Below are 25,555 nucleotides of genomic sequence, written 5' to 3'. Positions count from 1 at the left end.
GCTTCGTGCCTCAGCCGCCCTTGACAGAACCTGAAAACTACCCAAATGAGCTTTTAAGAATTGGTTGAAAGAAAAAATATGAGTTATTTCGAGTTTCGAAAATTATACCGGACAGAGTTAAATTTACATTCCCTTTAATTTTCAGGGAAAGCGTTCTGATATATTTCAATTCCACTATGGTCCGATTGAAGCCCGTTACATTTATATTTTGCGTGGCCGTGGTCATATTTCAATTCCACTATGGTCCGATTGAAGCCAAAAAAGCCGCAATCAGCTATCTGTTACATTACTATTTCAATTCCACTATGGTCCGATTGAAGCCATATACTGATATTGTAACAACCTATGCTCAGGTATTTCAATTCCACTATGGTCCGATTGAAGCAACCAGTATTTTAAAAGTAAAGACGATTATTTCTTATTTCAATTCCACTATGGTCCGATTGAAGCTCTGGAATGGACTTATCAGCAGATTTAACAAATGTATTTCAATTCCACTATGGTCCGATTGAAGCATACATGGATACAGTCAAAGCCATTACCATTTTATCAAATTTCAATTCCACTATGGTCCGATTGAAGCCATGACCAGTAACACACCCAACCCTACCCCCCTATGGTATTTCAATTCCACTATGGTCCGATTGAAGCAGACTTGAAGTTCTTAATGCTTTTCTTTATATGCTATTTCAATTCCACTATGGTCCGATTGAAGCTCATCTGCCGTTGACTTCAGACTTAAATCCAGATTGATTTCAATTCCACTATGGTCCGATTGAAGCGAATTTAAGATATTACTTCGTGACCATGTTGCGTGATTTCAATTCCACTATGGTCCGATTGAAGCAGGAAAAGGGTGACAAACTATGTCACCCCTGTGATCATTTCAATTCCACTATGGTCCGATTGAAGCACAAAAGCCACATAACTTTCAGAATCATTTTCTCTATTTCAATTCCACTATGGTCCGATTGAAGCCCGAAGCCTATGCCACCGGTAAAATAGACCCCTTTATTTCAATTCCACTATGGTCCGATTGAAGCTTTAAAGGGGTGAAAAGAAATATATAGGGGTGAAATTTCAATTCCACTATGGTCCGATTGAAGCTTCTGCTTAAATTCTCCAGTTACCCTTACAACGATATTTCAATTCCACTATGGTCCGATTGAAGCATAGTCGAAAGATGTACGGAGTTGATGTTATGCGTGATTTCAATTCCACTATGGTCCGATTGAAGCACAAAAAATGAACAATTTGATTTAAAATTGGTGTCTTATTTCAATTCCACTATGGTCCGATTGAAGCGACAAAGGCTGAGAGCTACAAAACTTTAGTCTCAAAATTTCAATTCCACTATGGTCCGATTGAAGCGGAACAAGGTATACTGAGATTCTTCAAACTATGTTATTTCAATTCCACTATGGTCCGATTGAAGCATGACAGGCAAACCAAGATAATCTGCCAAAGTTCATTTCAATTCCACTATGGTCCGATTGAAGCTTTAAAGGGGTGAAAAGAAATATATAGGGGTGAAATTTCAATTCCACTATGGTCCGATTGAAGCTTCTGCTTAAATTCTCCAGTTACCCTTACAACGATATTTCAATTCCACTATGGTCCGATTGAAGCATAGTCGAAAGATGTACGGAGTTGATGTTATGCGTGATTTCAATTCCACTATGGTCCGATTGAAGCACAAAAAATGAACAATTTGATTTAAAATTGGTGTCTTATTTCAATTCCACTATGGTCCGATTGAAGCGACAAAGGCTGAGAGCTACAAAACTTTAGTCTCAAAATTTCAATTCCACTATGGTCCGATTGAAGCGGAACAAGGTATACTGAGATTCTTCAAACTATGTTATTTCAATTCCACTATGGTCCGATTGAAGCATGACAGGCAAACCAAGATAATCTGCCAAAGTTCATTTCAATTCCACTATGGTCCGATTGAAGCCTTTTTCGCTTCAAGCAATGAATACAACGACCGCAATTTCAATTCCACTATGGTCCGATTGAAGCTATCATGCATCGTGTTGATGTGTTTATACATTACATTTCAATTCCACTATGGTCCGATTGAAGCATTAAATTCAAAATTCAGCAAAAGCATTTCCCATCTATTTCAATTCCACTATGGTCCGATTGAAGCATTTCAGGGGTAAATGGGATAAGAAAGAAGGAGTGATTTCAATTCCACTATGGTCCGATTGAAGCAGCAACCTAACTGTTAATAGCTACATAAGTGTAGTATTTCAATTCCACTATGGTCCGATTGAAGCCATTCTGTCTGCATCAATTGTTCCGGTTTTAATTATTTCAATTCCACTATGGTCCGATTGAAGCAAAGTTTTTTAAAAAGCTTCGCCATTATTTTTGCTTTATTTCAATTCCACTATGGTCCGATTGAAGCTTGCGTGCCGCTCAACAGAGCAGGCAAAATCTTGCTTATTTCAATTCCACTATGGTCCGATTGAAGCCCTACAGTAGAGACAAAAAGGACGAAGCAGATGAGATTTCAATTCCACTATGGTCCGATTGAAGCAGCTTGGGAAAAGGATTATTTTACTTCTGCTCGGCCTATTTCAATTCCACTATGGTCCGATTGAAGCCTTTTGCTGGCGGAATAAAACCAATAAAATATGTTGAATTTCAATTCCACTATGGTCCGATTGAAGCAATCCTGCTGTTAAATCTGTTAGAACACCATTAACCAATTTCAATTCCACTATGGTCCGATTGAAGCTTAAAGAAAGATCGCCTGTTTCTACGTCTGTGCCTGTATTTCAATTCCACTATGGTCCGATTGAAGCCGTAAGGAAGATGTACAAGAGTTTTTTAAGAAGCTTATTTCAATTCCACTATGGTCCGATTGAAGCCGGAAAAGCGTCTGATATTGAGAAATGTTGGAATCAATTTCAATTCCACTATGGTCCGATTGAAGCCCCTCGTCGACCCTTTTCTTTGAGTAGTCGTAAGCCATTTCAATTCCACTATGGTCCGATTGAAGCATAGTAATGCAGTTGTATTTGAAAAAATTATAAATACATTTCAATTCCACTATGGTCCGATTGAAGCTAGACAACCAAAAAGAAATAAGTCTGATAACTGAATTTCAATTCCACTATGGTCCGATTGAAGCACTGTTCCAAGTAGGCCAGACGTTGAATATATCATATTTCAATTCCACTATGGTCCGATTGAAGCTCAAAAGTTTTTGGAAAATAGTGCACGAGGTGGTACTATTTCAATTCCACTATGGTCCGATTGAAGCATAGAATGAAAAAAGTGTTGGTTGAAATATTTGATATTTCAATTCCACTATGGTCCGATTGAAGCATTCTGCCAAAAGCTTATCATACCGGCTTTGTTGGGCATTTCAATTCCACTATGGTCCGATTGAAGCCCACTCCCAGCAACAGGATCAATAACTATATCGCCATTTCAATTCCACTATGGTCCGATTGAAGCTTTTCAGAGCATGAAACCAGTTAAAGTATATTTGTCATTTCAATTCCACTATGGTCCGATTGAAGCTGCGTGCAGCTCAACAGAGCAGGCAAAATCTTGCCTATTTCAATTCCACTATGGTCCGATTGAAGCACCGGTACTGCCGTCGCCTTCACCACCGAAAACTTATTTCAATTCCACTATGGTCCGATTGAAGCCTCCTTCATATAAGCGAGCTAATACACCTAATTTATTTCAATTCCACTATGGTCCGATTGAAGCGACCTACACCGCATAAGTCTGTTTTTCCATTTTCTTATTTCAATTCCACTATGGTCCGATTGAAGCCGTTTAATCGACTACATGAATATCCTGAATTTACATTTCAATTCCACTATGGTCCGATTGAAGCTGTCAATTCCAATTCTGCATAATCCCCCGAAACAAGATTTCAATTCCACTATGGTCCGATTGAAGCCTGAATCGGTTAAAAAATATTTGCCTTTTATTATCGTATTTCAATTCCACTATGGTCCGATTGAAGCCCTACCAGAGAGACAAAAAGGACGAAGCTGATGAGATTTCAATTCCACTATGGTCCGATTGAAGCACGTAAAAAGTGTCTTCAGCAGACAATCCCAATGCAAATTTCAATTCCACTATGGTCCGATTGAAGCATTATTTTCCCTGCCTTACTTCCAGATGCTTTAAGCGATTTCAATTCCACTATGGTCCGATTGAAGCAAAATTAAGTCTTCATTTCCTGATGAAAATTGGGAATTTCAATTCCACTATGGTCCGATTGAAGCAATGCAGTGCCGTCTTTCCTATACCCTTTCCGGGCAATTTCAATTCCACTATGGTCCGATTGAAGCCCCTGGACCCCGGGGCGGGTTTAGGTTAATAGCCGATTTCAATTCCACTATGGTCCGATTGAAGCCAGCAGCTTTCGCACTACCAGTTACCCAGCTTTGAGATTTCAATTCCACTATGGTCCGATTGAAGCTTCGCAGATATAGGTTATTGTTTACAAATTGTTGGATTTCAATTCCACTATGGTCCGATTGAAGCGAAAAGAAAAGTAGAAACGTGGCTGCCCGGATTTCCATTTCAATTCCACTATGGTCCGATTGAAGCTGTAAAATCAGCTAACTATGTCGATGAGAAAGGTAATATTTCAATTCCACTATGGTCCGATTGAAGCAAGCGATTCAGGCGCACCATATATTGATGTATTAGAATTTCAATTCCACTATGGTCCGATTGAAGCTGAAATAGTACTTAAAATTCATTGCCCTATCCGAAATTTCAATTCCACTATGGTCCGATTGAAGCTACAAAAAACTTCGCACACTATCTTCCTCTTTAATGAATTTCAATTCCACTATGGTCCGATTGAAGCTTTTATTTTAAGAAAAGGTGCAGTTTCAGCTCAAAGATTTCAATTCCACTATGGTCCGATTGAAGCGCGCCATACTCCAATTCTTTTAATAGCTCTAAGTAAATTTCAATTCCACTATGGTCCGATTGAAGCATTACCGTATCCTTCACAATCGTATCTGGCGGTGTGGTTATTTCAATTCCACTATGGTCCGATTGAAGCTTTCAAAAATTCACAAAACACTGTTGTTTATTATATTTCAATTCCACTATGGTTCGATTGAAGTGCAATTTTTTCCGGAAATAAAAAAAGGATCAATATTATTTCAATTCCACTATGGTTCGATTGAAGCCAAATTGAGAAACACAGACATGACAAATAAGCTTGTATTTCAATTCCATTATGGTTCGATTGAAGCCAGGACAAAACTTGACCACGTGATAACGGCACTAACATTTCAATTCCACTATGGTACGATTGAAGCGGTCGGAGTGGCTTCTGCGTTTAGAACACGAACACCGATTTCAATTCCACTATGGTACGATGATTTGGTGTATATGGTTGAAAAACAGTATGTCAAAGAGCGTTGGGTTGAGGTTTGATGGTTTTATCGATATGCCTTTTAATGTCGAAAATGGTATATCGATAACCTGTTGTTATATAGTATGTTAATATGTGGGTTTAGATTTTTAGATGAAAGCAATAGGATTTCCCAATCCCAAGGCCCTGTGCGGTGTGCCTCAAACAAACGCAGAAGCACCTATACTTAGGGGGAATCGGTGAGTTCCAATAGTTACTTATCTCTTTTTTTCCATTTATATCTAATTTAATTCACTAAAAACTAACCACTAGTTGCCGCCCCTTCTGCCTTTTGTCTGTGCACTGGTCAACTCGGTTAATTTCACGTTGGTAGGGTTGGCGGGGTTTTGAAATAACTTGTTAATCACTTGGAAAAAATCACATTTTAATTTCATTATTATACTATTGAAATAGTTTAATTTTGAATGGACTTATTCTTTTATAAGTCCTTTGAAATCCATAAATCTTATTAAATCCATAAGGTTTTGATAAATGGTGATTTCTGAGTTACAATAATTGCTGAATTTGACTTTTTCGCTTGGAAACCTGCCTTTCCCCGCATAGAAAAAGCATGGTCTGTCTTTTTTGCTGAAATCCAATTTTTTATTTAAAAGCTCGCTTACCTGTTTTTCTTCGTCAAAATCGATTAAAAAAGCAATATCTTCTTTGGTGTTTGTAAGTTTTGTTATTATTTCTTCCGGATTTATCGATTCTTCATGAATGTTTTCAATTCCGAACTTTATTAATTGTAATTTTATATTTCTCAATTTAGGGTTATCTTTTGAAAATTCAAAAAGGCGAATTGAGACTTTCTTTTTTAATTCTGCATCTTTAACTCGATCATCTATTACAGATTTTATAATCGTCGGGTCTTTTTTTATGATTGATGAGATTTCCAAAACAATTTTATCTCTTGCTTCCTTTAACTTTCGCCTGGCTTCTTTTTGGGCCTCATCCGCATATTTTTTTAGATGTTTTTTCTGATTAAAGCCAAAAAATGCAAAAATAATTCCTAATATGACTGATGCAGCCCCCAAGGTGTATTGCATAATGTTAACGCTATGTTCAATAAAATCAACAAATTTTTGTCTCTCTTCCAGAATTAGTGTCAAATGAGATTCATATAAAGAGTCTCTTTTGGCCAGTTTTTCTTCCAGTTGTTCAATTTTACCTTCCAACTCAGAAATTTTGTCTTTTTTTAATTCTTCCTGTGCGAATACCGAACTAGAAGAATACAGAACAATTAATGAAATGATAATAAACTGCTTCATGCTCTTGTTATATTAGTTCAATGAATGAAGTTTGCGAAATTTTCCCTTGTTTGTTCAGAGTGATTTTGACATTTACCTTACTGCCCTTTTTGAAACCGGAAAGGTGCATAGCTCTTTTAGTACCTGTCATGTTGAATTTACCTTCTATTCCCTGGATTTGAACTTTAGAATGAGGTTGTTTTATTTCTATAATTGTTGCCTGAACCACTTGTCCATTTTTCAGTTCCTGTATTGAATATGATTTTTCCGTTTCTGTCCCCGATGTTTTGGGGTAAATACAAACCCACCCTAAAGGTATTTTGGTCGCTTCAATTAGGTTACGGGTCAAAGGAAAAGGCTTTGGGGAACTGACATTTTTCTTTTTTACTATAAAAGTATTCAAAAAATTATAGAAGGCATCTTGCTTACCTAAAGATTCAGATTTTTCCCAAATAGCCAGACCAATGGATTGGTAAAAATTACTTTTCCCCGAACCAATGGGTAAAAACATAGTTCGGTTACTTTCATTTTTAATTCTGGAAACCAAGTCTCTGGAAAAATCAATGAATGAATTAAGATTTTTATTGGTTGCAGTATTAATTTCATAATCTAAGTTGGCCAATGAAAATTGATTTACGGCCTCTCTAATATGATTAATCCCTTTATCTATTATGGGTTGTATCGTTTTTTTACATGTGCCAACTAAGGGGGTGTCTTCAATAAAAAGTTCAAAGGGAGCAGTTTCACCTTTTTTTATGGCCTCTTTAAATAAAGGAAAGGGTTTTTTCCCGGAATCTTTTTGGGTTCTGAACCTTTTGCAATGTATCCATATAATTTTATCACTATTGAAGTAGGCATCCGAAACTCTTAGTAATGAAAAGCTCTTACGTTTTTCGTTTTCGTCATTTTCAAAAAACACGTTTATAAGTTCGTCAAACTCTTTGTTTACCGGTTGCTTACGTAGTAATTTATGGCATATTTTTTCCAATTCTTCTTGTTGCGGAACCTCCTGCAACCACCTGTAAAACAGTGCAGATTTTATGGCACCCTTTATGGATGAGCCTGGAATATATGGTGTTCCTCTTTCTTTTATACAAGTGTTTAACTGAATTGGATTTCCTTTCCCAATGACCTCTATTTCATTGTCGATAAAAAAATCGTCAACATTTTCATTCTTTAAGGATTCCTTAATGAAGTTAGGTAAAAAATTACTTTTGTCTTCCTCTTTGTTCTGATTCGCAATATTTACTTTTTGAATATAATCATTAATTGATGCGGGATATTTTTCAAGTGCTTTTTCAAAAAGTGATTTGTTTAAAAGTTTTGCATAGCTTTTTTTTCCTTGTTTAATGTAATAATCCGACAGGGGACTTAGTACCGAGCCGTCACCGATGGAAACAGGGGTGATTAATTCAACTTCTAAATGGTATATATGGCCAATTTCGTGTTTCATGGCAAAATGGATTTTGGGATTGGCAGATGGAACGTCTTGCCATACCTTAAGTATGGTTTGTCTTCATAAGGTGAGATATTCTTAATGGCGCCCTTTAACCGTAGGTCGATTACACTACCTTCTTTAAGCATTACGAGTTTCTTTAAACGTACGTTTTTCCCGATAAAGCGACCACCTCTGATAATAGTTTGATAGAAGGCATTGTCCAGATAATTAATTTCGTTTTGACCCGGAGCAATGAGAGAAAGTGATATTGTTGAGCTTTTATCCCCAAATTCAAACCCATCAGGGTTATCTATCCATTCTGTTTCTTCAATTTCACCACATCCTGTTGAGCGTTGTCCACCAAGGCCTTCATCTTTAAGAAGGGAAACAGTTTGTCGAAGCAAATCATTGGTCCCGATGGCTAGAAAATAAAAGTGAACCTTTAAATGGGGAATTTGTTCCGATAAGTTTGCAATTTGAAGATTGGTGTTTTGATAGAAAGAATCTATCTGGGTTGTAGTGTGCACTTTTACCTGAGGAATATTTTGTTTGGTGAAAAAGGAGATGTTTTTGTACAGCACATCATTTTTCTCACCAAGTAACGAAGTAAGTTCATTCCGGGTGGCGATCCAGTTGTTATTGTGAAAAAATGTTTCTTTATGTATGTCCGAAAACCATTCATTCATGCTTATCCCGGAATGAAATACACCTGTGCTAACAAATTGTATTTTTTTTAGTCGTTTATAGTTTTGTTCATCGTTACAGTTGCGTTGATCGGTTAACGGAATTAAAGGTTTTGGCAGGAAATATATCGAAGCCCTGGGCGTTTCCAGCATATAAAAACAGGAAGAAATTTTTACATCTTCTTTTTCAAAATGGTCCACCAGGTCATCGGCTTTCCCAATTTTGTGGGCAGTATTAATAAGTGCAGAAAAAAGTATGTCAGAGTGAATATATGTGGCCGTTTCGTGTAATACCGAACTTAAAAAGGGTGTGTAATTGCCCAAATGAAACTGACAACCTGGCTTTAATCGAAGTTTAATGAGATGCATTTTTTTCTTTTTTCTCTTTAAAGTCGAAAATGTTTAAAATATTAAGATCTAATGTTGAGGTGTTATCCCAATAAGCCCTGATAGGTTTATAGATTATTTTCAAATCGTTAATTCTAACTTTTCCGTATCCTCGTGTTCCGTTGCCGCCCAAATAGTCATCCTCTAATAGTGATAGGGCTTTTAATAAAGTTCTTATATTAAACCACTCTTTATTTGGGGAATTGTCAATGGTTTTATTTTTAATCTCCTCTAAACCTTTTTCATAACTTGCTATATCCCATTTTATAGGTGGTTTAAGATTGGTTTCAGAATAAACATCATAAATCAATTCGAAATCAAACTTTGCACCTTTAGGGACTCTTTCTATTTGTCGAAGTCCTCCTTGTATGGTAGTACCTGTTTTTCTGTCGATGGTATTTTCCCATTTCGATTCGGTATAATTCATCTCTGTCTCCCAACGAAGCAGTTCATCTTTGTTCTTTAACCTGCAATCACGGGTAATTAATCGGGTAGGGCCGAAATTATCATCGGTTGAACCAAAAATTTCCTTGATATATTTAGGGTCATTTTCTACCGCTTTACTCCCTTCAACCTTGGCCAATAGGCTTCTTAATTTTCCTTTTAGTGAACTGCCGGGTATGTAAGGTACTCCCTGGCTGTCTTTAATAACATTGGCATCAATTTCTCCAATGTTTAACGAAGACTTTGAACCGCCAATATGCAATCCGGTTTCGGCAATTATTTCACCGGTTATAAAAACTTTGCCTTTTAATTTGTCATTCATTTCTGTTTAGATTTGGGATTTAATTTTTCGTAATATTTGTGATAACTTAATGATGCTTCCAAAAATGTTATTAGTCCTTCTATTTGGATTTCAGTATCTTTGAAAACTTTATCTATAAGTAAATCAAGAAGATGAAGAAATGCCAACATTCCTATTTTGTCTTTATTCGTTCTGCCAGTAATATAGGCTAGTTTGGCTTTTTTTAGCAATAAATTACTTAATTCCGCCTTTTTTAATTCATTAAATAAGTTTCTTAACTGAGTGGAAGTAATGTCTCTATAATAATCTGACATGAAATCATTAATAGCTTGTATTTCTTCAGGCCTTGTTTCGTCTTGCATTTTCAGGAAATCACGTTTAACCGTTTCTTTATCACTATCTAAGAATGGTTTAATAATTTCGTTGATTTGTTTTTGTATATCACTGTTCTGTCCCATAATTAAAAGTTGTTTTATTAAAAGGTAATGGTTGTTTATTTCTTATCAATAATTCTGTCCATCTGGCAGCCATTGGATAAATAAGAGCGTTTGTAAATTTTTTATTTACTAGAGCATCAATCACAGCCTGATGATACTTTGATACGATATCCTCATTAAAGGCTTGTTTGTTTAAATCACTTACCTTGCGCAATAAAAACCATTTGAGGTTCCATACTTTTTGTATGTTAATGCTGTTTTTGTTTTTGATGCCATTCTCAATGGCTTGGTATCCTCTGACACTCAGGCGTATGGTTTGGAGAATTGATTTGGATTCTCCTTTGTCAATTATATATTCTTTTAATTTGTTTTTTATTTTGGCTGCCATTTTAAAATTTTCCCATGAAAACACTTCACCAAATACGTTGATGGCATTTTTCCCGGGGGAAGATTTGGCTTTGTCAAGAAGGTCTTCGGCTTCCTTCCCAATTCTTATTATCGGATAGGTAGAATCCAATATCAGTAAGCTTGCAGAAAGAGTTAAATGCTTTTCAGAAAAGGAAATAAATTCTTCATGTATTCTTTCTGCAAAATCAAATATCATGTCCCATCCGCCTAATGCAAAGCAATCGTCACCACCGGCATAAATAATTAAAATGTCATCTTTATATTTTTCCTCCCATATTTCTTTTAAATAGGGGCCGAAAAAATAACTCAGCGCTTCCGATGCTTTTCGAAATTGTTGATATGTGGGTAATTGATATCTGAAAAGGCTCCCAAGGTTGTCAACATCCAGCTTCAAAACCCCCAATTTATTCGTTCCAGTGCGTCTCTGGGCCTGAAGACTTAAATGGTCCAGATCAATTAATTCATTAAGTATGAGGCTTGGGCCCGCCGGGAAATCATCCAGAGTACTTGTTCTTTGTTTTTGTTTGGATAATAGTTCATTTTCCCACTTAATTACTTCCTCATCATTTTGTTGAAAGGCCTTAAAATATGGATTATCCTCTGTCCAAATAGGCATTTCTTTAATAATGAAATTGTTGGGATTTTCTTGGTTGAATGGATGTTGACAGTTTTGCTCATTTTCAACTAGAGATAACTCCCAATTCCAAATAAAAATGGATTTGTCTGAAATTTTTAAATTATGGCTGTATTCTTCCTTTTGCAGGATATTGAAGCCATAGGCTATGGAAAGATTTTTAGCAAAATTTTTCCATGTTTTTATAACTGCTATTTCATCGGACAGGTCTTTGATCAATACATCCTCTGGCTCGAAAATAGAGGGTATATTATTATATTTTCTGAATTTTTCAATTTCTTCATTATTCCTAATTGTATTAAGGGCATATTGCCATCCTTGATTTAATGACGCTTGGGAAATGGAAATATATAGACCTTCCTTTAAAAGTGGTTTGTTGATTTCTGCTTTAAGAGTATCTAATTCATTTATCTCACTATTTAGGTTTATAAAGAAAGACCCCCCGCTGTTTACCAAAACTTGCCCATTTACATTTTCTAAAATTTTTTGGATACATAAGTGAGTGATGGCCTGTAAAAGAAAAGACCTTGCTTTTAGCAAACGTGCAGCACCTTCGGAGGGAACATTGAATATATAATTTTGAATGCCACTAACATCGCCTTTTAAAAGGAATGCTCCATGTAGTTTTTTTTCTTCTTTGGTTCTTAATGCACTAACCAAGTTTTGTTTATATTGGTCATAGCTGTTGGTCATAATAATAAGTTATTGTGGTGTTGATTCGCAATTTTACAATTTTTCTAATTATTTAGTGTGCAAAAAATAATGTATTAAACCATGAGATTCAATAACCTCTTATTTCTATTTATATCTAATTTATCCCCAATTACATCCACCGCCAATTCTGTCTTCTGCCCCTGACTTCCCCCTTCTTCTTCATTCACTATTTTTATCTACTTGTATCTACATATTTCTATCTATATCCCTTTATCTCAAAAGCTATTGTCTCCTGTCTTCTGTCTTCTGTTTTCTGTCTTCTAGCCTCTGGCTTCTGTCTTCCGGTCTCTGTTTTTAAAGCACCCCTGAAGGTCTTTGCTGCACTTAATCCACAATCATTCTGGCTTTTTGGTAGCCATGATAAAAGTTGATATCACTGTGTTTAAAGATCGACATCAGTTTATCTATCTGGTTGTATAAAAGGTCTGAGGATTCAGACAGTAGTTGTTCGATTTGGTTGGTTGCCACGCTCGATTTAATTTGGTAGGCACGCGGCAGACCATTGATTTCGAGCAACTGGTTGAGGTCGTTCTGGACATCGGTGATTTGTTCGGCCGACAGCCCGAAGTCGGTCACCAGCACCTCCTGCAATTCGGAGGCTTTGTCGATGATAGACCTCACTTTAATAAAAAAATCATTGTAAGGCAACCGGTAGAGATCCGACTTGCTGTCGCCCATTTGACGCGCCAGTTCGTTATCTCCTTCGGTGAGGGCATATGCTTCAATCACATCATTCAGAATATCTGCTTTAGTGGCAATGGCCTTTTTCAGAGCCTGTTTGGTTTTGCCATAGGTTACCTGAGCCTCGGCTTGTGCCTGTGCCGCACTGTTGATGGCTGCAATATTTTGGCTCAGCTGAGTTTTGGCCGCCACCAGACGGCCGATGCCTTGCCATTTTTCTGCATGCTCGTCCAGATAGGTGTTGACGGACTCAAGCATGTTCTTTTTGTTTATTTGCGATGTTTTCATAGCACTTAGATTAATAAAAGGTTAATAACTTGGGTTTTCAATGTGCTATAATTAAGACCTTCAGGGTGCCTTTGTTTGTTGATTCTCGTGTTCTGTTTCGTTCTTTCCGGCCTTTGTGCGAAGCTTTCCGACCTTTATGCAAAGGTCTCCGACCTTTGTGCGAAGGTCTCCGACCTTTGTGCGAAGCTTTCCAACCTTTATGCAAAGGTCTCCGACCTTTATGCGAAGGTCTCCGACCTTTATGCGAAGGTTTCCGACCTTTGTGCGAAGGTCTCCGACCTTTGTGCGAAGCTTTCCGACCTTTATGCGAAGGTTTCCGACCTTTATGCGAAGGTCTCCGACCTTTATGCAAAGGTTTCCGACCTTTGTGCGAAACCTTCCGACCCTTTTGCAGACTGCCAGGTCCGAAATTATGGAGGTGTTCATCAACCTGTGTCTCGTCTCATTTCTTTTTTCCAGGGCTTCTTTCGCTATGGTCCCTTCCTGCCGGAAGACATCGTCCAATGATCGTTAGGGCGGACCGGTATCTTCTATCATGATAGGTGGTATGACCGGGTTGTTCTTCATTTTTAATATAATGAAATTAACTTGTTGTATTAAAAGCTGTTATGTTTTGCGGTCATGCCTCAGGCGCCCTTTCGACCAATCGCCTGAGTAAGCCTAAAGGCTTGTCATGAGCATATTCGACTGAGGAAATCCCCTTTTCCGCAAATCATGAAATTAGTAGATTCCTCTTTTGCCGTCTCACTGAGCACATCCCCCTATCGGCACATCAACACATCTTGTACTTCTCATCCAGTTCGCACCATCCGAATCCGAGCGCGCTTTTTTCGCTGATTCCACCATTCCAGATCATGCGTTGCACTTCGGTAGGGGCGGTCAGTTCAAAGTCGAAGAGATTGCCCACCACTCTAGTTTGATAAGGGGTGTCGGGTTTAATGACGAAACCGCTTCGTTTATATTGAGGGGCAGGAGTAAAGGTGATTTGAAGATTAGGTATTTTTCGTTTTCGGGTATTCAGAAACTTTTCAGTGATATGTTTTACCGATAAATCGTTGAAATTTTCCTCATCGGGTCTGAGGTATTGAGCCGGTCGTTGTTTGTCGGACTGAAAGCTTACCACCCAGGGTGAATGAAGTCGGTAGTGCATGGTTTCGGTAAAGAGAGGCTCTGGCAAGGCTTCTACGCCGGTCACCTTCAGGTCAATGCCGTTGAAGCGGTTGCCCAGGTAGCACTCCTGATCGGAGAAGAGCCCTTTGATGAAGGTGGTGGCGGCTTGTGGCACATCGAACGACACCTTGAGCCATAGGGTGGTGGCATCAATTTCGAAGAGTTTGCGATCTTTCCACAGTTTGGGGCGTCCAAAATGGAGACGCGAAAAGCAAAATAGTTTGTAAAGCTTGGTAGGACTTTGTCCATAGCCCTGATCATGCAGGAAGGTGGAATAGTCCTTGTCGGCCTGCATCAGCACTTTGTAGATCCATGCGCTGATGTAGTATTGATAATCCATCGGAAGCATGCAGAGTTTCCCGGTACGGTTAAAGGTGATCTTGAATCTCATTACGATACGGTTTGTATGGCCTTAAAGAACCAATGGCCCGATTTAACAATAAGGATTTAAAATGTGCCTTATAAAATTAATAATAATTGGTATGAAAGTGCAAAATATTTTGACAGAAGTCGGAGGCCGGAAGACAGAAGCTATAGGTTAGAGGTTGAAAGGCGGGAAAAGGCTAGTTGTTAATAAATTAAACAATGTGGATGGGTATAAATAGATATAAAGAGGAAATAAATGGAAATAAGTAGTTTTTGAAACTCATAGATTTTCTCTGTGCCTTTGTGCCTCTTCGTTTGTCGAGACACAGCGCACAGAGCATGTGGAGAACGAATCATTTTGCTTTATTCCAATTTTAAGATGCCAAAAAAGTCGGGTTGGTGGAAGTCGGGTTCATTCGTGGAGATGGGGTTCCAGGAAACGAAATGGGGTTGGTCGGTTTTGTCGCCGCATTTGTAGAAGTTACCGTTTATTGGCATTCCGGGTTTGAATTTGAGGCCGGGGTGAAACCGAAAACTGGTGGCCGGGATGATCAGAGAAAGCTGATAATCGAAATGTCCGGTTTGTGGTTCTATGGGATGAGAGTCTAAAGAGGAATGGGCGATTATCGAACGGATCGCGTCGTTCGGAAGGTGTGTTCTGTTGTGTCTGTTTTTTCCAAAGCCGACCAGTTGGGTTCCGATACAATTGGTTTCAATGTTGTAATAGCCGGTGTTGTCGAAAGAAAGAAAGAATTCACTGCAGCTGTCTTCCCAAACCTTTCCGTTGGGTTCCACTTCCAGTGCTCTTATGTATTGTTCTTGGATGTAAAAAACCAAAAAGAGGAAGTTTTCATTATATGCCATGCCAAATTGGACCTCCGGCTTATAAGGGAAAGCGCTCCAGTTGATTTGATCAATCTCTCCTTTTGCCCCTTTTTGATCGAGGATGTATTTTATGTATTCAGGACTGGAGGGATGGATGTCAATATATGGAATCATGAGTTGTTGCTTCATAACGATAATCATTAAGAATAGATAATTAAATGGATTGTTTTACGATTTTTTGCATTTTTTCCCAGTTGTGTTCCATGCTGGATAATAGCTTTATTTGTGCTCGAGTTCTAGTGAGGTTGTGCTCGGGGTAATTAATTTTGTAATATTGATCTCCGTTGAGATAATCATCCAGGAAACGTGTGGCTTGCTCGTATGTGAGCAATTTGGCGCCAAAAGCCAATGTTTCTTTTTCGGCGGGAGTTAAAATGTTCTTCGTCTCCATAAGGAAGCCTTTGATAAAACCTTCATAAAGTGCCAGGTCGATAGCGACATTCTCAGTGTTGGGGTCGTCTTCTTTACCTGTGTTGGCACCGTTTCTTATGGCGTCACCAATGTCGTAACAAACATATCCGGGCATTACGGTGTCCAGATCCACCACACAAAGCACTTCATCGTTTTTGTCGAGCAGTACATTGTTAAACTTGGTGTCTTGGTGCACGATGCGTTGGGGAATTTCGCCCTGTCGCCCCATTCTGACGATTTTTTTATACGTTTCGGAGCGTTGCAGGAGAAAATCGACTTCCTCTTTTACCTCTTTGAGTCGGCCTATGGGATCCTTTTCTACTCGCGACATAAAGTTGTTGATGCGCATCTCCGTATCATGAAACCCCGGTATTACCGGGAATAGCGGTTCACCGGGCAAATCGGATACCCATTTTTGAAACTGACCGAATGCTCGTCCACCGGCCTCTGCCTGTTGCGGACTTGCCAAGTGATCATAGGAATGCGATTCTTCAATAAAAAGAAACATGCGCCAGTAATTGCCCTTTTCATCCTGAAAGAATCCTTTCTGGTCTTTCGTTTCTATGGGGGTTAAGACGCGTCGGTCGATATCTTTGACGTTTTGTTCTTCCAGCTTTTGACGTATATGAGAGGTGACTCTCCGGATGTTGCGAGTTAGTTGTTCAATGTTTGGAAAGACTTGATGATTAATGGTTTGGAGTAGGTAGTTTGGCGCCGAATTTTCAATGGTGTTGACTTTATAAGTGGTATTGATTAATCCTGTTCCAAATGGTTTTATAAACTCTACGTTACCCCGGATCAAAAATTGACTGACGATATCTTGTAGTTTCATAAATAGAAGGTTTGAAATTGGTTATGTGTCTGTAAGCTAAGTTGAGTGTTTGTCTTACCTAATTGTTTATAAAGCTTTAAATCAACAAATAATAAAAAGGTGACGGTTCGGTGATCGATCGCATTTTTATAGCCAGTGTTAATATATCGAAAAAGGAAAGTGTTAGGCGATGATCACTTTTACGCCGAGTCGTTCCAGCTCTTCTTTGGTATGAGGGTCGACGCCTGCATCGGTGATGACGGTGTTTATTTTGTTTACGGGGGCGATAAAGGCAAAACTTCCACGATTAAATTTGCTGGAGTCAAAAACGGCAATTACCTCTTTGGCAATGGAGATCATCATCTGGTTCATGCTGGCTTCTTCCAGATTGGGGGTAGAGACGCCTCTCTCTAGGTTGAAGCTGTCGATTCCAAGAAAGAGCTTGTCGCAATAAAAATTTTTCAAAAAAGATTCGGCAATGGGGCCTACCAATGATGCCGACTTTTCTCTGAGGTACCCACCGGGGATGATGACCTGAAATCTTTTGTATTCATTTAATACCATCGCAATGTTTAATGCGTTGGTGATGATGGATAGCTTATTGAATTTTTGAAGGTTTTTGGCTATTTCTAGGGTTGTCGTCCCTGAGTCCAATATAATGGTGTCGTTTTCTTTAATGAGAGAAACCGCCGCTTTACCAATTAATTGTTTTTCTCGGTAATTCTTTTGTTGCTTTTCGGTGATGGGCGAATCTTCTTCGGCAGGTGTATAGTTCAATTTAATGGCGCCGCCACGAACGCGAAGCAAAAGGTTTTTCTTTTCCAGTACTTCCAAATCCTTTCGAACTGTAACTTCCGAAACGTTAAATTTGGAACTCACCTCCTTTACTTTAATACTCCCGGTATCGCTTATCTGCTTTAGTATATAGTTCCGCCTTTCCGGTGTTAAGTTTTCCGTAATCATGGGTTTCTGTTTAAAGCGGTAAAGATATAAACAATCTGTGGATTAATAAAAAAAAGGTGCTGAAGTGGGATTTTTGGGGTGGGAGAATGGTTGTTGTGTTTTATTTCAAATCATAGTTCGTTTCATTTTGTTGTGTTATTATTTGGTTTTTTAAAGATTATATTTTTTATTTGCGAAAGGAAATGAAAGTTAAAAGGGTTTGTTTTGACATTGGAGTGAAACAAAAAGTATGGTAAAAACTAAAGTTATGAATGATTCGAAAGGTAGAAATACGCGAAACGAAATTTTCCAGCAGCCGAAGGTTTGGAAAAAGACTTTCGAAATAGTTTCGGGCAGAAGAACTGAGATATTAGATTTTTTCCAGGGGTTTGCCCCCACCGATGCAGATGTGATTCTTACGGGTGCCGGCACTTCTGCTTTTATAGGGAAAGCAGTGCATGGGTTGAGAATTCCATATCAGAAAAATCCCGGACGAAATATCCCCACTACCGAACTTCTGACTCATCCCGAATTTTATTTGCAAACCGAGCGTCCCACATTGTTGGTGTCGTTCGCACGTTCTGGCAACAGCCCGGAAAGTCTGGCGGTGGTCGAGTTATTGGATAAATACTGTCCCAAAGTTTTTCATCTTATCATTACCTGCGACGAGACCGGTAAGCTTTACGCCATGACCGATAACGAGCGTAGCTTGCGCGTCCTACTTCCTCCCGAGACCAACGATGTTAGTCTGGCTATGACCAGCAGTTTTTCGTCCATGATGCTTGCCTATATCTTGATAACCAAATTAGATCAATTGGAACAGGAAGAGGAAAACGTGGCTCGTCTGGCCCGTTGGGGAGAGGTGATATTAACGCACTATTCCGAAGCCATCGCGCACATCGCCGCCAAGGGCTTTGACCGAGCAGTCTTTCTGGGCGCCGGGCCGCTTGTGGGGGTGGCAGAAGAGAGCCATCTGAAACTTCAGGAGTTGACCGACGGACAGGTGATGTGTGCCTACAACTCTTTTTTGGGGTTCCGGCATGGTCCCCGGGCTATTGTTAATGGGAAAACGCTGCTGGTTTACCTCTTTTCGGATGATGATTATTCCCGGAAGTACGAATTTGATTTGGTGCGTCAAATCAACCAGTCGGAAAAAGGAATGGCTCAGGTGGCAGTTTCTCACCTGCCGCTAAAAATTGACCAAATCGATTTCGACCTTACGGTCACTTTCGGAAATGATGGAGATATCGCTGCTGTACATGAGTATTTAGGCGTTGCTGAAGTTTTGGTCGCTCAGCTGATGGGCTACTTCAAGTCGTTAAGTCTGGGACTGAATCCCGACCAACCATCCGTTTCGGGAACGATTTCCAGAGTGGTTCAAGGGGTTAAAATCTATCCAATTTAAAATAAAATGGACAATAAAAATTCACAGGAAATATTTGTCAATTTATTGAAAGAGAATAGAAATGGTCGGCAGAAAGGGATTTATTCCGTTTGTTCGGCTCATCCCGAGGTGTTAAAAGCCTGTTTTATGCAGGCAAAGGCCGATGGGTCTGTTCTCTTAGTTGAGTCCACCTCCAATCAGGTTGATCAATTTGGTGGGTATACCGGCATGAAACCTGCCGATTTTGTTAGTTTTATTCGCCGAATTGCAGCAGCCATAGGATTCTCTAGCGATAAGATAATACTAGGTGGTGACCATTTGGGGCCTAACCCCTGGAAACATCTTCCCGCTGAGGAGGCTATGGAAAAAGCAAAAGTGCTGATTGCTGAATACATAAAAGCCGGATATCAAAAAATTCATTTGGATACAAGTATGTTTTGTGCCGATGATGAAGGTGACAGAAGTAAGCCACTGTCCGATGAGGTGGTGGCCAAACGAACTGCCATTCTTTGCCACGTGGCGGAAGATACATGGCAAAAATTCCGGAAGGGCACTCCCAAGCCGGTCTATATCATAGGAACGGAAGTTCCCATTCCCGGTGGGGCACAGGAAGAGGAAGAAGGGGTGTCCCCAACTACGCCGGAAGATGCTGAAAAAACCATTGCTGTTACTCATGAATATTTTGTGAAAGAAGGGTTGACAGATGCCTGGGAAAGGGTGGTAGGACTGGTGGTTCAGCCCGGAGTGGAGTTTAGCGATGACAAAGTATTCCAATATTTGCCAGAAAAAGCTCAGGGGTTAAGTTCGCAAATTTTAAATGTTGACCGCCTGGTTTTTGAAGCGCATTCAACCGATTATCAGTCGGCAGAAAATCTGGCGAAACTGATTGAAGGACATTTTTGCATCCTAAAAGTAGGTCCTTGGTTGACCTTTGCTTATCGAGAGGCGCTGTTTGCTCTGGAGGCCATGGAGGTTGAAATTATGGGGAAGGACAATGGCAATTTGTCGAAGCTGAGTGAAACGTTGGATAATGCTATGTTGAAAGAACCAAGATTTTGGAAAGCTTACTACCACGGAAGTGAATATCAACAAGCATTTAAACGAAAATATAGTTTTTCGGATCGTTCGAGGTATTATTGGACATTTCCGGAAGTGGATGCTGCGAAAGAAAAACTGTTCAAAAATCTTCAAGAGAACCAAATTCCCTTGTCGTTACTGAGTCAATTCATGCCGGCACAGTTTTACCTAGTGTGCAGCGGGAAATTGAGTCTTGACCCTAAAGAACTTGTATATAGTCATATCCGGACGGTTGCCGGAATGTATTCGCGGGCTTGCGGTTTTACAAAAGTGTAGAAGTCAATAGGCTGTTTGATCATTTTGATTTGCAGGAATATCAACATAAAAAATAATAATTATCTGCCCATTAGCTATTGGCCCATGGGTTATATGCATATCTAAAAAATATGAAAAAGTTGGATGTATTAGCCATCGGAGAACTCAACGTCGATTTGATTTTAAACGATATCGATGGGGAAGTCGAAGTAGGTAAAGAAAAACTGGCAGGTGACATGTCTCTAACCTTGGGAAGTTCAACGGCAATTTTTGCTTCCAATCTCTCGAGTCTGGGAGCTAATGTGGGCTTTCTGGGGAAAATTGGGGTGGATGCCTTCGGTGAGTTTGTAACGCAAAAATTAGAAGAGAAGGGCATCGATACTTCGTTGGTCATGGCCGATATGAACCTTTCGACCGGGGCCACCATCGTGCTTAATTATGGAGAAGACCGGGCTATGGTGACTCATCCCGGAGCGATGGACTTTTTGAGTCTAAAGGATATTACGGACGACCATCTGAGTCGTGCCCGGCATATTCATTTTTCATCCTTGTTTCTTCAACCCGGCTTGAAAAAGGATATTCATCAGTTGTTTTCCAGAGCTAAAAAGCTAGGTGTAACCACTTCGCTTGATACGCAATGGGATCCATCCGAAAAATGGGAATTTGACTTCGAAGCCATCCTTCCTTTTGTGGATGTCTTTCTTCCCAATGAAACGGAGTTGCTGCATCTGACAAAGGCGACCTCCATCGAGGAGGCCATCAAAAAGCTGGAGCCATTCATGAATAATATGGCCGTGAAAAGAGGAAATAAAGGATCCGTTCTTTATCAACCCAACAAAGAGTTGGTGCACCATTCAGGATATCTCAATACCCAAGTGGTGGATGCCATTGGTGCCGGCGATAGTTTCAATGCCGGGTTTATTTGTAAATATGTGAAAGGTGCCTCGCCGGAGGCGTGTCTGGACTTTGCCAATCTTACGGGAGCGCTTAATACCACTGCGGTGGGCGGAACGGGTGCTTTTGCTTCCCCAGAATTAATTCGGTCTATGGCTCTTAATAAGTTTAATATCTCAATCGATTTGTGATGATGAAACTACAAGATAAATTACAAGCGTATAGGGGCAAAGGCAAAGCTATTCTGGCTACCAACTTTTATAATCTGGAGACGCTGAAAGGTGTTCTCAGTGCTGTCAAAGCCATTGATGTCCCCATCATTTTACAGCTTTCTAAAAGCTCTATTGATTACATCGGGCTGGAGATCGCTGTCAACATGGCTAAGAGTGCATTGAAAGAATTTGATGTGGAAGGATGGGTTCATCTGGATCATGGAAATAGTCCCGAGTTGGCCCGTCGATGTTTGGAAGCCGGTTTCGATTCAGTGATGATTGATGCCAGCGAAAAGAGCTTTCAGGAAAATGTCGACATAACGTCAGAAGTTGTGGCAGCTGCCAAAAAATATGGCGCTCATGTGGAAGCCGAATTGGGGTATGTGGCAAAACTGGGACAAAGTCAGGGCAATCATGTTTTTACTCAACCCGAAGATGCTGCCCGGTTTGTTCAGATGACGGGGGTTCACTCTTTGGCCGTCGCCATTGGTTCTGCTCACGGCTTCTACAAAGATCCGCCGAATCTTCAGATCGACTTACTGGATGAAATTCGCCGAGCAACTCCGGCAACACTGGTGCTGCATGGCAGTTCCGGCATCCCCGATGAGATGCTTCGCCGTGCTGTTGCCCACGGAATCACCAAAATAAATCTAGCTACTGAAATAAAAGACACCTTCATGAAGTCACTGAGACGCCTGCTGGAAACCTCCTCCGAGATTGACTTAAGGAAAGTGTTTCCGCCGGCCATTCAGTCGGTGACAGAATTAATCCAATCCAAGCTAAGAGGTTTAATTTAAAAAAAATAAGATGTTCAAAAGAATCAGCATTTTCATAGTTCTGCAATTTTTTTTCATCGGTTGGGGCGTAAAGGCCCAATTGGATATGAGTAATTTTGGATCCCTGGATGCATCCGAACAACAAGGCAAAGATATCCTGTTAAAAGATTTTCAGCCCAAGTCGATCTACAATGTTCCTCGGACCAAAATAGAACGTGCCCGATTCAAGGTGATAGACATGCATTCACATGCCTATGCTGCCTCTGAAGAAGAAATCAAAAACTGGATTAAGACTATGGATGCCATGGGCATTGAAAAGACTGTTGTTCTGACGATGGCCACCGGTGCGGAGTTTGACTCGTTGGCTGCAATCTATGGTAAATATGGAGACTGGTTTGAGTTATGGTGTGGCTTTGATTATACCGGATATGACCAACCGGGTTACGGCCCCGCTGCCGTGAAGGAGCTGGAACGTTGCTATAAAATGGGTGCTCGCGGCGTGGGAGAACTGGGTGACAAAGGTGACGGATTGATCTATTCATCACCGACCCGCGCAATAGGGATGCATCTGGATGATCCGAGGATGAAACCGCTGCTGGAAAAATGTGCTGAGTTAAATATGCCCATCAGCATCCACGTTGCCGATCCTTATTGGATGTATCTTCCCGTTAATGAGCGTAATGATGGATTGATGAATGCCGCAGCATGGCATATCGATGTGGATAAGGAAGGCAAACTGGGTCACGAGGAATTAATCCAAAGTTTTGAAAATGCCGTCAGAGACAATCCCAAAACAACCTTCATTGCCTGTCACCTGGCCAACTGCAGCTATAACCTGGAAATATTGGGTGAAATGTTGGACAAATATCCCAATCTGTATGCCGATATCGCTGCCCGGTTTGCTGAAACGGCTACCATCCCTCGCTATATGAAAGCTTTCTATGAAAAGTATCAGGACAAACTGATCTATGGTACCGATATGGGTATGGAGGCTGATATGTATGAGATTACTTTCCGAATCCTCGAAACTGCGGATGAACACTTCTATTATCCCACCTTCAACTATCATTGGTCGTACAGTGGATTCGATCTTGATGATGAGGTGCTCCGGAAGGTGTATCACAAGAATGCCGAAAAGTTAATGAATAAAAACTGATAGATATGAATACCAGTAAACTTTTAAAAATTCATGTACTGCTTCTCCTGCCTGTGTTGCTTTGGAGTTGTAATCAAGAGAACATTGTCCGAACGGGTGATTTGGAATTTGAAGTGAATGAAAAGATGCAGACCAAGGTCGTTCATCTTCAGGCTTCTCAAGAACCTTTGGTCGCCGAATTTTCAAATTCGGAATATTTGATAACAGACCCCAAAGCCATCAAAGAGTTCCAGTTGATTTCAACCCACACTTCATCTGTTGGGACACCAAACGGTCCTGGAAAATTATATGAGTTTGTCGGCAAATATAATGAAGCTGGTGTGGCCATTAAGAAGATCTTAAAGGTATATACCTATCAGCAGCATCCCGGACTGTTAACTCTGAAGGTGACGTATGTGAATGAGGGAGAGCGTAGTCTTCCGGTATCTGGCTGGGTAAACCATGAGTATGCCATTCAAAGTGCCGGCGATTCTCCAGCTTTTTGGTCTTTCCAGGGAAGCTCAAGCGAGGCGAGAGCCGACTGGGTGTTGGCGGTGAATCCGGGATTTTCTCAGGAAAACTATATGGGGATGAATGATTCGGACTATGGCGGAGGTGTGCCGGTGACCAGTCTTTGGCGGAAAGATGGGGGTATTGCCATCGGTCATTGCGATACCATTCCACGCTTGGTTTCATTGCCCGTTGAGATGGGCGAGGAGGATCATAGTGCTGTCATAAAGGTGAAAAAAGAGTTGGGCGAAGCAACCTCTTTAGTTGCGGGCGACACCATAGAGACACTTGAAACCTTTATTATGGCACAAAAGGGAGACTATTTCTCTTCATTACGTAAGTATGGCGACCTTATTTATGAGCGGGGAGTCCCACAACCGGATGATGAGAGCTGGGCTTATGAGGCTATGTGGTGTGCTTGGGGCTACGGCCGAGACTTTACCGTGGAAGAAATCATCAATACCCTGCCCAAAGTAAAGGAAATGGGGATTAAATGGGCTGTCGTGGATGATGGCTTTCAACAGGCTGAAGGCGATTGGGAATTGAATCCTAAAAAATTCCCCGGTGGCGATAAGCAGATGAAAGATCTGGTGGATAAAATCCATGATATGGGAATGAAAGCTCAGATCTGGTGGGCCCCATTGGCTGCAGACCCGGGCACCAACTTTTTGAAAAATAATCCTAACACGCTTTTATTGTCCGAGAAGGGTGAACCACGCCATATTACCTGGTGGGACAGTTATTATTTGTCACCTATCGATCCTGCCGTTATTCAAGCCACCAAAAATCAAGTAGTGAAGTTTATGACGGAATATGGGTTTGATGGTTTGAAGCTAGACGGACAGCACATGAATGCCGTTCCGCCCGATTATGCGCATGGCCGTAATCCTTTGGAAGCGGTACATCAGCTGCCAGCCTTCTTCAAAGAGATCTATCACACAGCCAGGGGAATAAATCCCAATTCGGTCATCCAGTATTGCCCCTGCGGTACCTGCGTGTCGCCTTTTAATCTTGCCCATTCCAATCAGGCTGTAGCTTCCGATCCTGAAAGCAGCTGGCAAATACGCCTAAAAGGTAAAACCATTAAGGCGTTGGCGCCGGGGTTGGCTTACTTCGGCGATCATGTGGAGCTGAGTGACGGAGGAGATGATTTTGCCACTTCGTTTGGCATTGGAGCAGTGCTTGGCACCAAATTCACCTGGTATCCCAATGGAAATGTGCGCGACACCAGTTCACTGCTGACACCGGAAAAGGAGGTGGTGTGGAAACGCTGGTTTGATCTTTACAATCGCATGATGCTTTCCCGTGGAAATTATCTGGGTGAATTGTACGATATCGGGTATGACAAGCCGGAAACTCATGCTATTGAAAAAAATCAACAATTCTATTATGCCTTTTATGCCGATGTCTGGAATGGTGAAGTGGAATTCAGAGGGTTGGAGGCAAGGAAATATATGATCTACGATTATGTCAATGAAAAAGAGCTGGGAGAGGTAGAAGGGCCCACAGGACATTTGAACCTTGCTTTTAAAGGGCATTGTCTGGTGGAAGCCAGACCTCTATAAGGAAACGATCAGGATTGATGATGAGAGTTGGGGTGGGCCGGTTTTTTGAAGTCTGTCCCCTCTCTTTGAAGTGATTCTTAGAAGCCA

General features: G+C 40.5%; 18 protein-coding genes and 1 CRISPR repeat array. Of the genes, 7 read left to right on the top strand and 11 right to left on the bottom strand.

From position 1 onward, the window contains the following. Positions 1-162 precede the first annotated feature (162 nt). A CRISPR array of direct repeats spans positions 163-5,315; the repeat unit is 30 nt; unit sequence ATTTCAATTCCACTATGGTCCGATTGAAGC. Between the two features lie 526 nt (positions 5,316-5,841). The 7 genes from ACT29H_RS02215 to ACT29H_RS02185 form a co-directional block, all read right to left on the bottom strand. After that, a complete protein-coding gene (locus ACT29H_RS02215; protein WP_444819960.1) occupies positions 5,842-6,681 on the bottom strand; it encodes a hypothetical protein in 840 nt (279 codons plus the stop codon). A 7-nt stretch (positions 6,682-6,688) separates the two neighbouring features. Further along, positions 6,689-8,113, bottom strand: a complete 1,425-nt coding sequence (csm5, locus tag ACT29H_RS02210; RefSeq protein WP_444819959.1) for a type III-A CRISPR-associated RAMP protein Csm5 — start codon at positions 8,111-8,113, stop codon at positions 6,689-6,691. Next, the gene (gene csm4 / locus ACT29H_RS02205) at positions 8,110-9,150 is read right to left on the bottom strand and encodes a type III-A CRISPR-associated RAMP protein Csm4 (protein WP_444819958.1); all 1,041 of its coding nucleotides are present in this window, start codon (positions 9,148-9,150) and stop codon (positions 8,110-8,112) included. Before csm4 ends, csm5 begins: the two co-directional genes overlap by 4 nt. Next, the gene (gene csm3 / locus ACT29H_RS02200; protein WP_444819957.1) at positions 9,137-9,934 is read right to left on the bottom strand and encodes a type III-A CRISPR-associated RAMP protein Csm3; all 798 of its coding nucleotides are present in this window, start codon (positions 9,932-9,934) and stop codon (positions 9,137-9,139) included. Before csm3 ends, csm4 begins: the two co-directional genes overlap by 14 nt. Next, positions 9,931-10,371: a type III-A CRISPR-associated protein Csm2 gene (gene csm2, locus ACT29H_RS02195; RefSeq protein ID WP_444819956.1), complete on the bottom strand. Its 441-nt coding sequence runs from the start codon at positions 10,369-10,371 to the stop codon at positions 9,931-9,933. Before csm2 ends, csm3 begins: the two co-directional genes overlap by 4 nt. Continuing rightward, positions 10,355-12,085: a type III-A CRISPR-associated protein Cas10/Csm1 gene (gene cas10 / locus ACT29H_RS02190; protein ID WP_444819955.1), complete on the bottom strand. Its 1,731-nt coding sequence runs from the start codon at positions 12,083-12,085 to the stop codon at positions 10,355-10,357. The genes csm2 and cas10 overlap by 17 nt, the downstream gene beginning before the upstream one ends. 345 nt (positions 12,086-12,430) lie before the next feature. After that, positions 12,431-13,075 carry a hypothetical protein gene (locus ACT29H_RS02185; protein WP_444819954.1) on the bottom strand — a complete coding sequence of 215 codons (645 nt, stop codon included), beginning with the start codon at positions 13,073-13,075 and terminating at the stop codon, positions 12,431-12,433. 75 nt (positions 13,076-13,150) lie between these two features. On the opposite strand from ACT29H_RS02185, the gene ACT29H_RS02180 reads away from it, so the two are divergent. Next, entirely contained in the window at positions 13,151-13,582 is a 432-nt protein-coding gene (locus ACT29H_RS02180; RefSeq protein WP_444819953.1) for a hypothetical protein, read from the top strand. Between the two features lie 265 nt (positions 13,583-13,847). Here the strand turns inward: ACT29H_RS02180 and cas6 are convergent, their stop codons facing one another. From cas6 to agaR, 4 genes are all read right to left on the bottom strand, one after another. Next, positions 13,848-14,636, bottom strand: coding sequence for a CRISPR-associated endoribonuclease Cas6 (cas6, locus tag ACT29H_RS02175; RefSeq protein WP_444819952.1), 789 nt, complete (start codon positions 14,634-14,636; stop codon positions 13,848-13,850). A gap of 338 nt (positions 14,637-14,974) precedes the next feature. Beyond that, on the bottom strand, positions 14,975-15,625 hold the full coding sequence (locus ACT29H_RS02170) for a carbohydrate-binding family 9-like protein (RefSeq protein ID WP_444819951.1): 651 nt from the start codon (positions 15,623-15,625) through the stop codon (positions 14,975-14,977). Between the two features lie 25 nt (positions 15,626-15,650). Continuing rightward, positions 15,651-16,739 carry a phosphotransferase enzyme family protein gene (locus tag ACT29H_RS02165; RefSeq protein WP_444819950.1) on the bottom strand — a complete coding sequence of 363 codons (1,089 nt, stop codon included), beginning with the start codon at positions 16,737-16,739 and terminating at the stop codon, positions 15,651-15,653. Between the two features lie 162 nt (positions 16,740-16,901). Then, positions 16,902-17,681: a transcriptional repressor AgaR gene (gene agaR / locus ACT29H_RS02160; protein WP_444819949.1), complete on the bottom strand. Its 780-nt coding sequence runs from the start codon at positions 17,679-17,681 to the stop codon at positions 16,902-16,904. 247 nt (positions 17,682-17,928) lie between these two features. On the opposite strand from agaR, the gene ACT29H_RS02155 reads away from it, so the two are divergent. The 6 genes from ACT29H_RS02155 to ACT29H_RS02130 all read left to right on the top strand — a co-directional run bounded on the left by ACT29H_RS02155 (position 17,929) and on the right by ACT29H_RS02130 (position 25,468). After that, a complete protein-coding gene (locus tag ACT29H_RS02155; protein WP_444819948.1) occupies positions 17,929-19,065 on the top strand; it encodes an SIS domain-containing protein in 1,137 nt (378 codons plus the stop codon). A 6-nt stretch (positions 19,066-19,071) separates the two neighbouring features. Then, complete coding sequence (locus ACT29H_RS02150) at positions 19,072-20,397, top strand: D-tagatose-bisphosphate aldolase, class II, non-catalytic subunit (protein ID WP_444819947.1); 1,326 nt, start codon at positions 19,072-19,074, stop codon at positions 20,395-20,397. Positions 20,398-20,507: 110 nt separating this feature from the next. Continuing rightward, complete coding sequence (locus ACT29H_RS02145) at positions 20,508-21,461, top strand: carbohydrate kinase family protein (protein ID WP_444819946.1); 954 nt, start codon at positions 20,508-20,510, stop codon at positions 21,459-21,461. Further along, positions 21,461-22,279 carry a class II fructose-bisphosphate aldolase gene (locus ACT29H_RS02140; RefSeq protein ID WP_444819945.1) on the top strand — a complete coding sequence of 273 codons (819 nt, stop codon included), beginning with the start codon at positions 21,461-21,463 and terminating at the stop codon, positions 22,277-22,279. Before ACT29H_RS02145 ends, ACT29H_RS02140 begins: the two co-directional genes overlap by 1 nt. Before the next feature lie 85 nt (positions 22,280-22,364). Continuing rightward, positions 22,365-23,414, top strand: coding sequence for an amidohydrolase family protein (locus ACT29H_RS02135; protein ID WP_444819944.1), 1,050 nt, complete (start codon positions 22,365-22,367; stop codon positions 23,412-23,414). Between the two features lie 5 nt (positions 23,415-23,419). Further along, a complete protein-coding gene (locus tag ACT29H_RS02130; RefSeq protein ID WP_444819943.1) occupies positions 23,420-25,468 on the top strand; it encodes a glycoside hydrolase family 36 protein in 2,049 nt (682 codons plus the stop codon). Positions 25,469-25,555 lie beyond the last annotated feature (87 nt).

This window comes from Thermophagus sp. OGC60D27, from assembly GCF_052400625.1.
Lineage (GTDB): Bacteria > Bacteroidota > Bacteroidia > Bacteroidales > Marinilabiliaceae > Thermophagus.
Note: the sequence above shows the minus strand (reverse complement) of the source record. Positions and strands in the feature narration are given on the sequence as shown.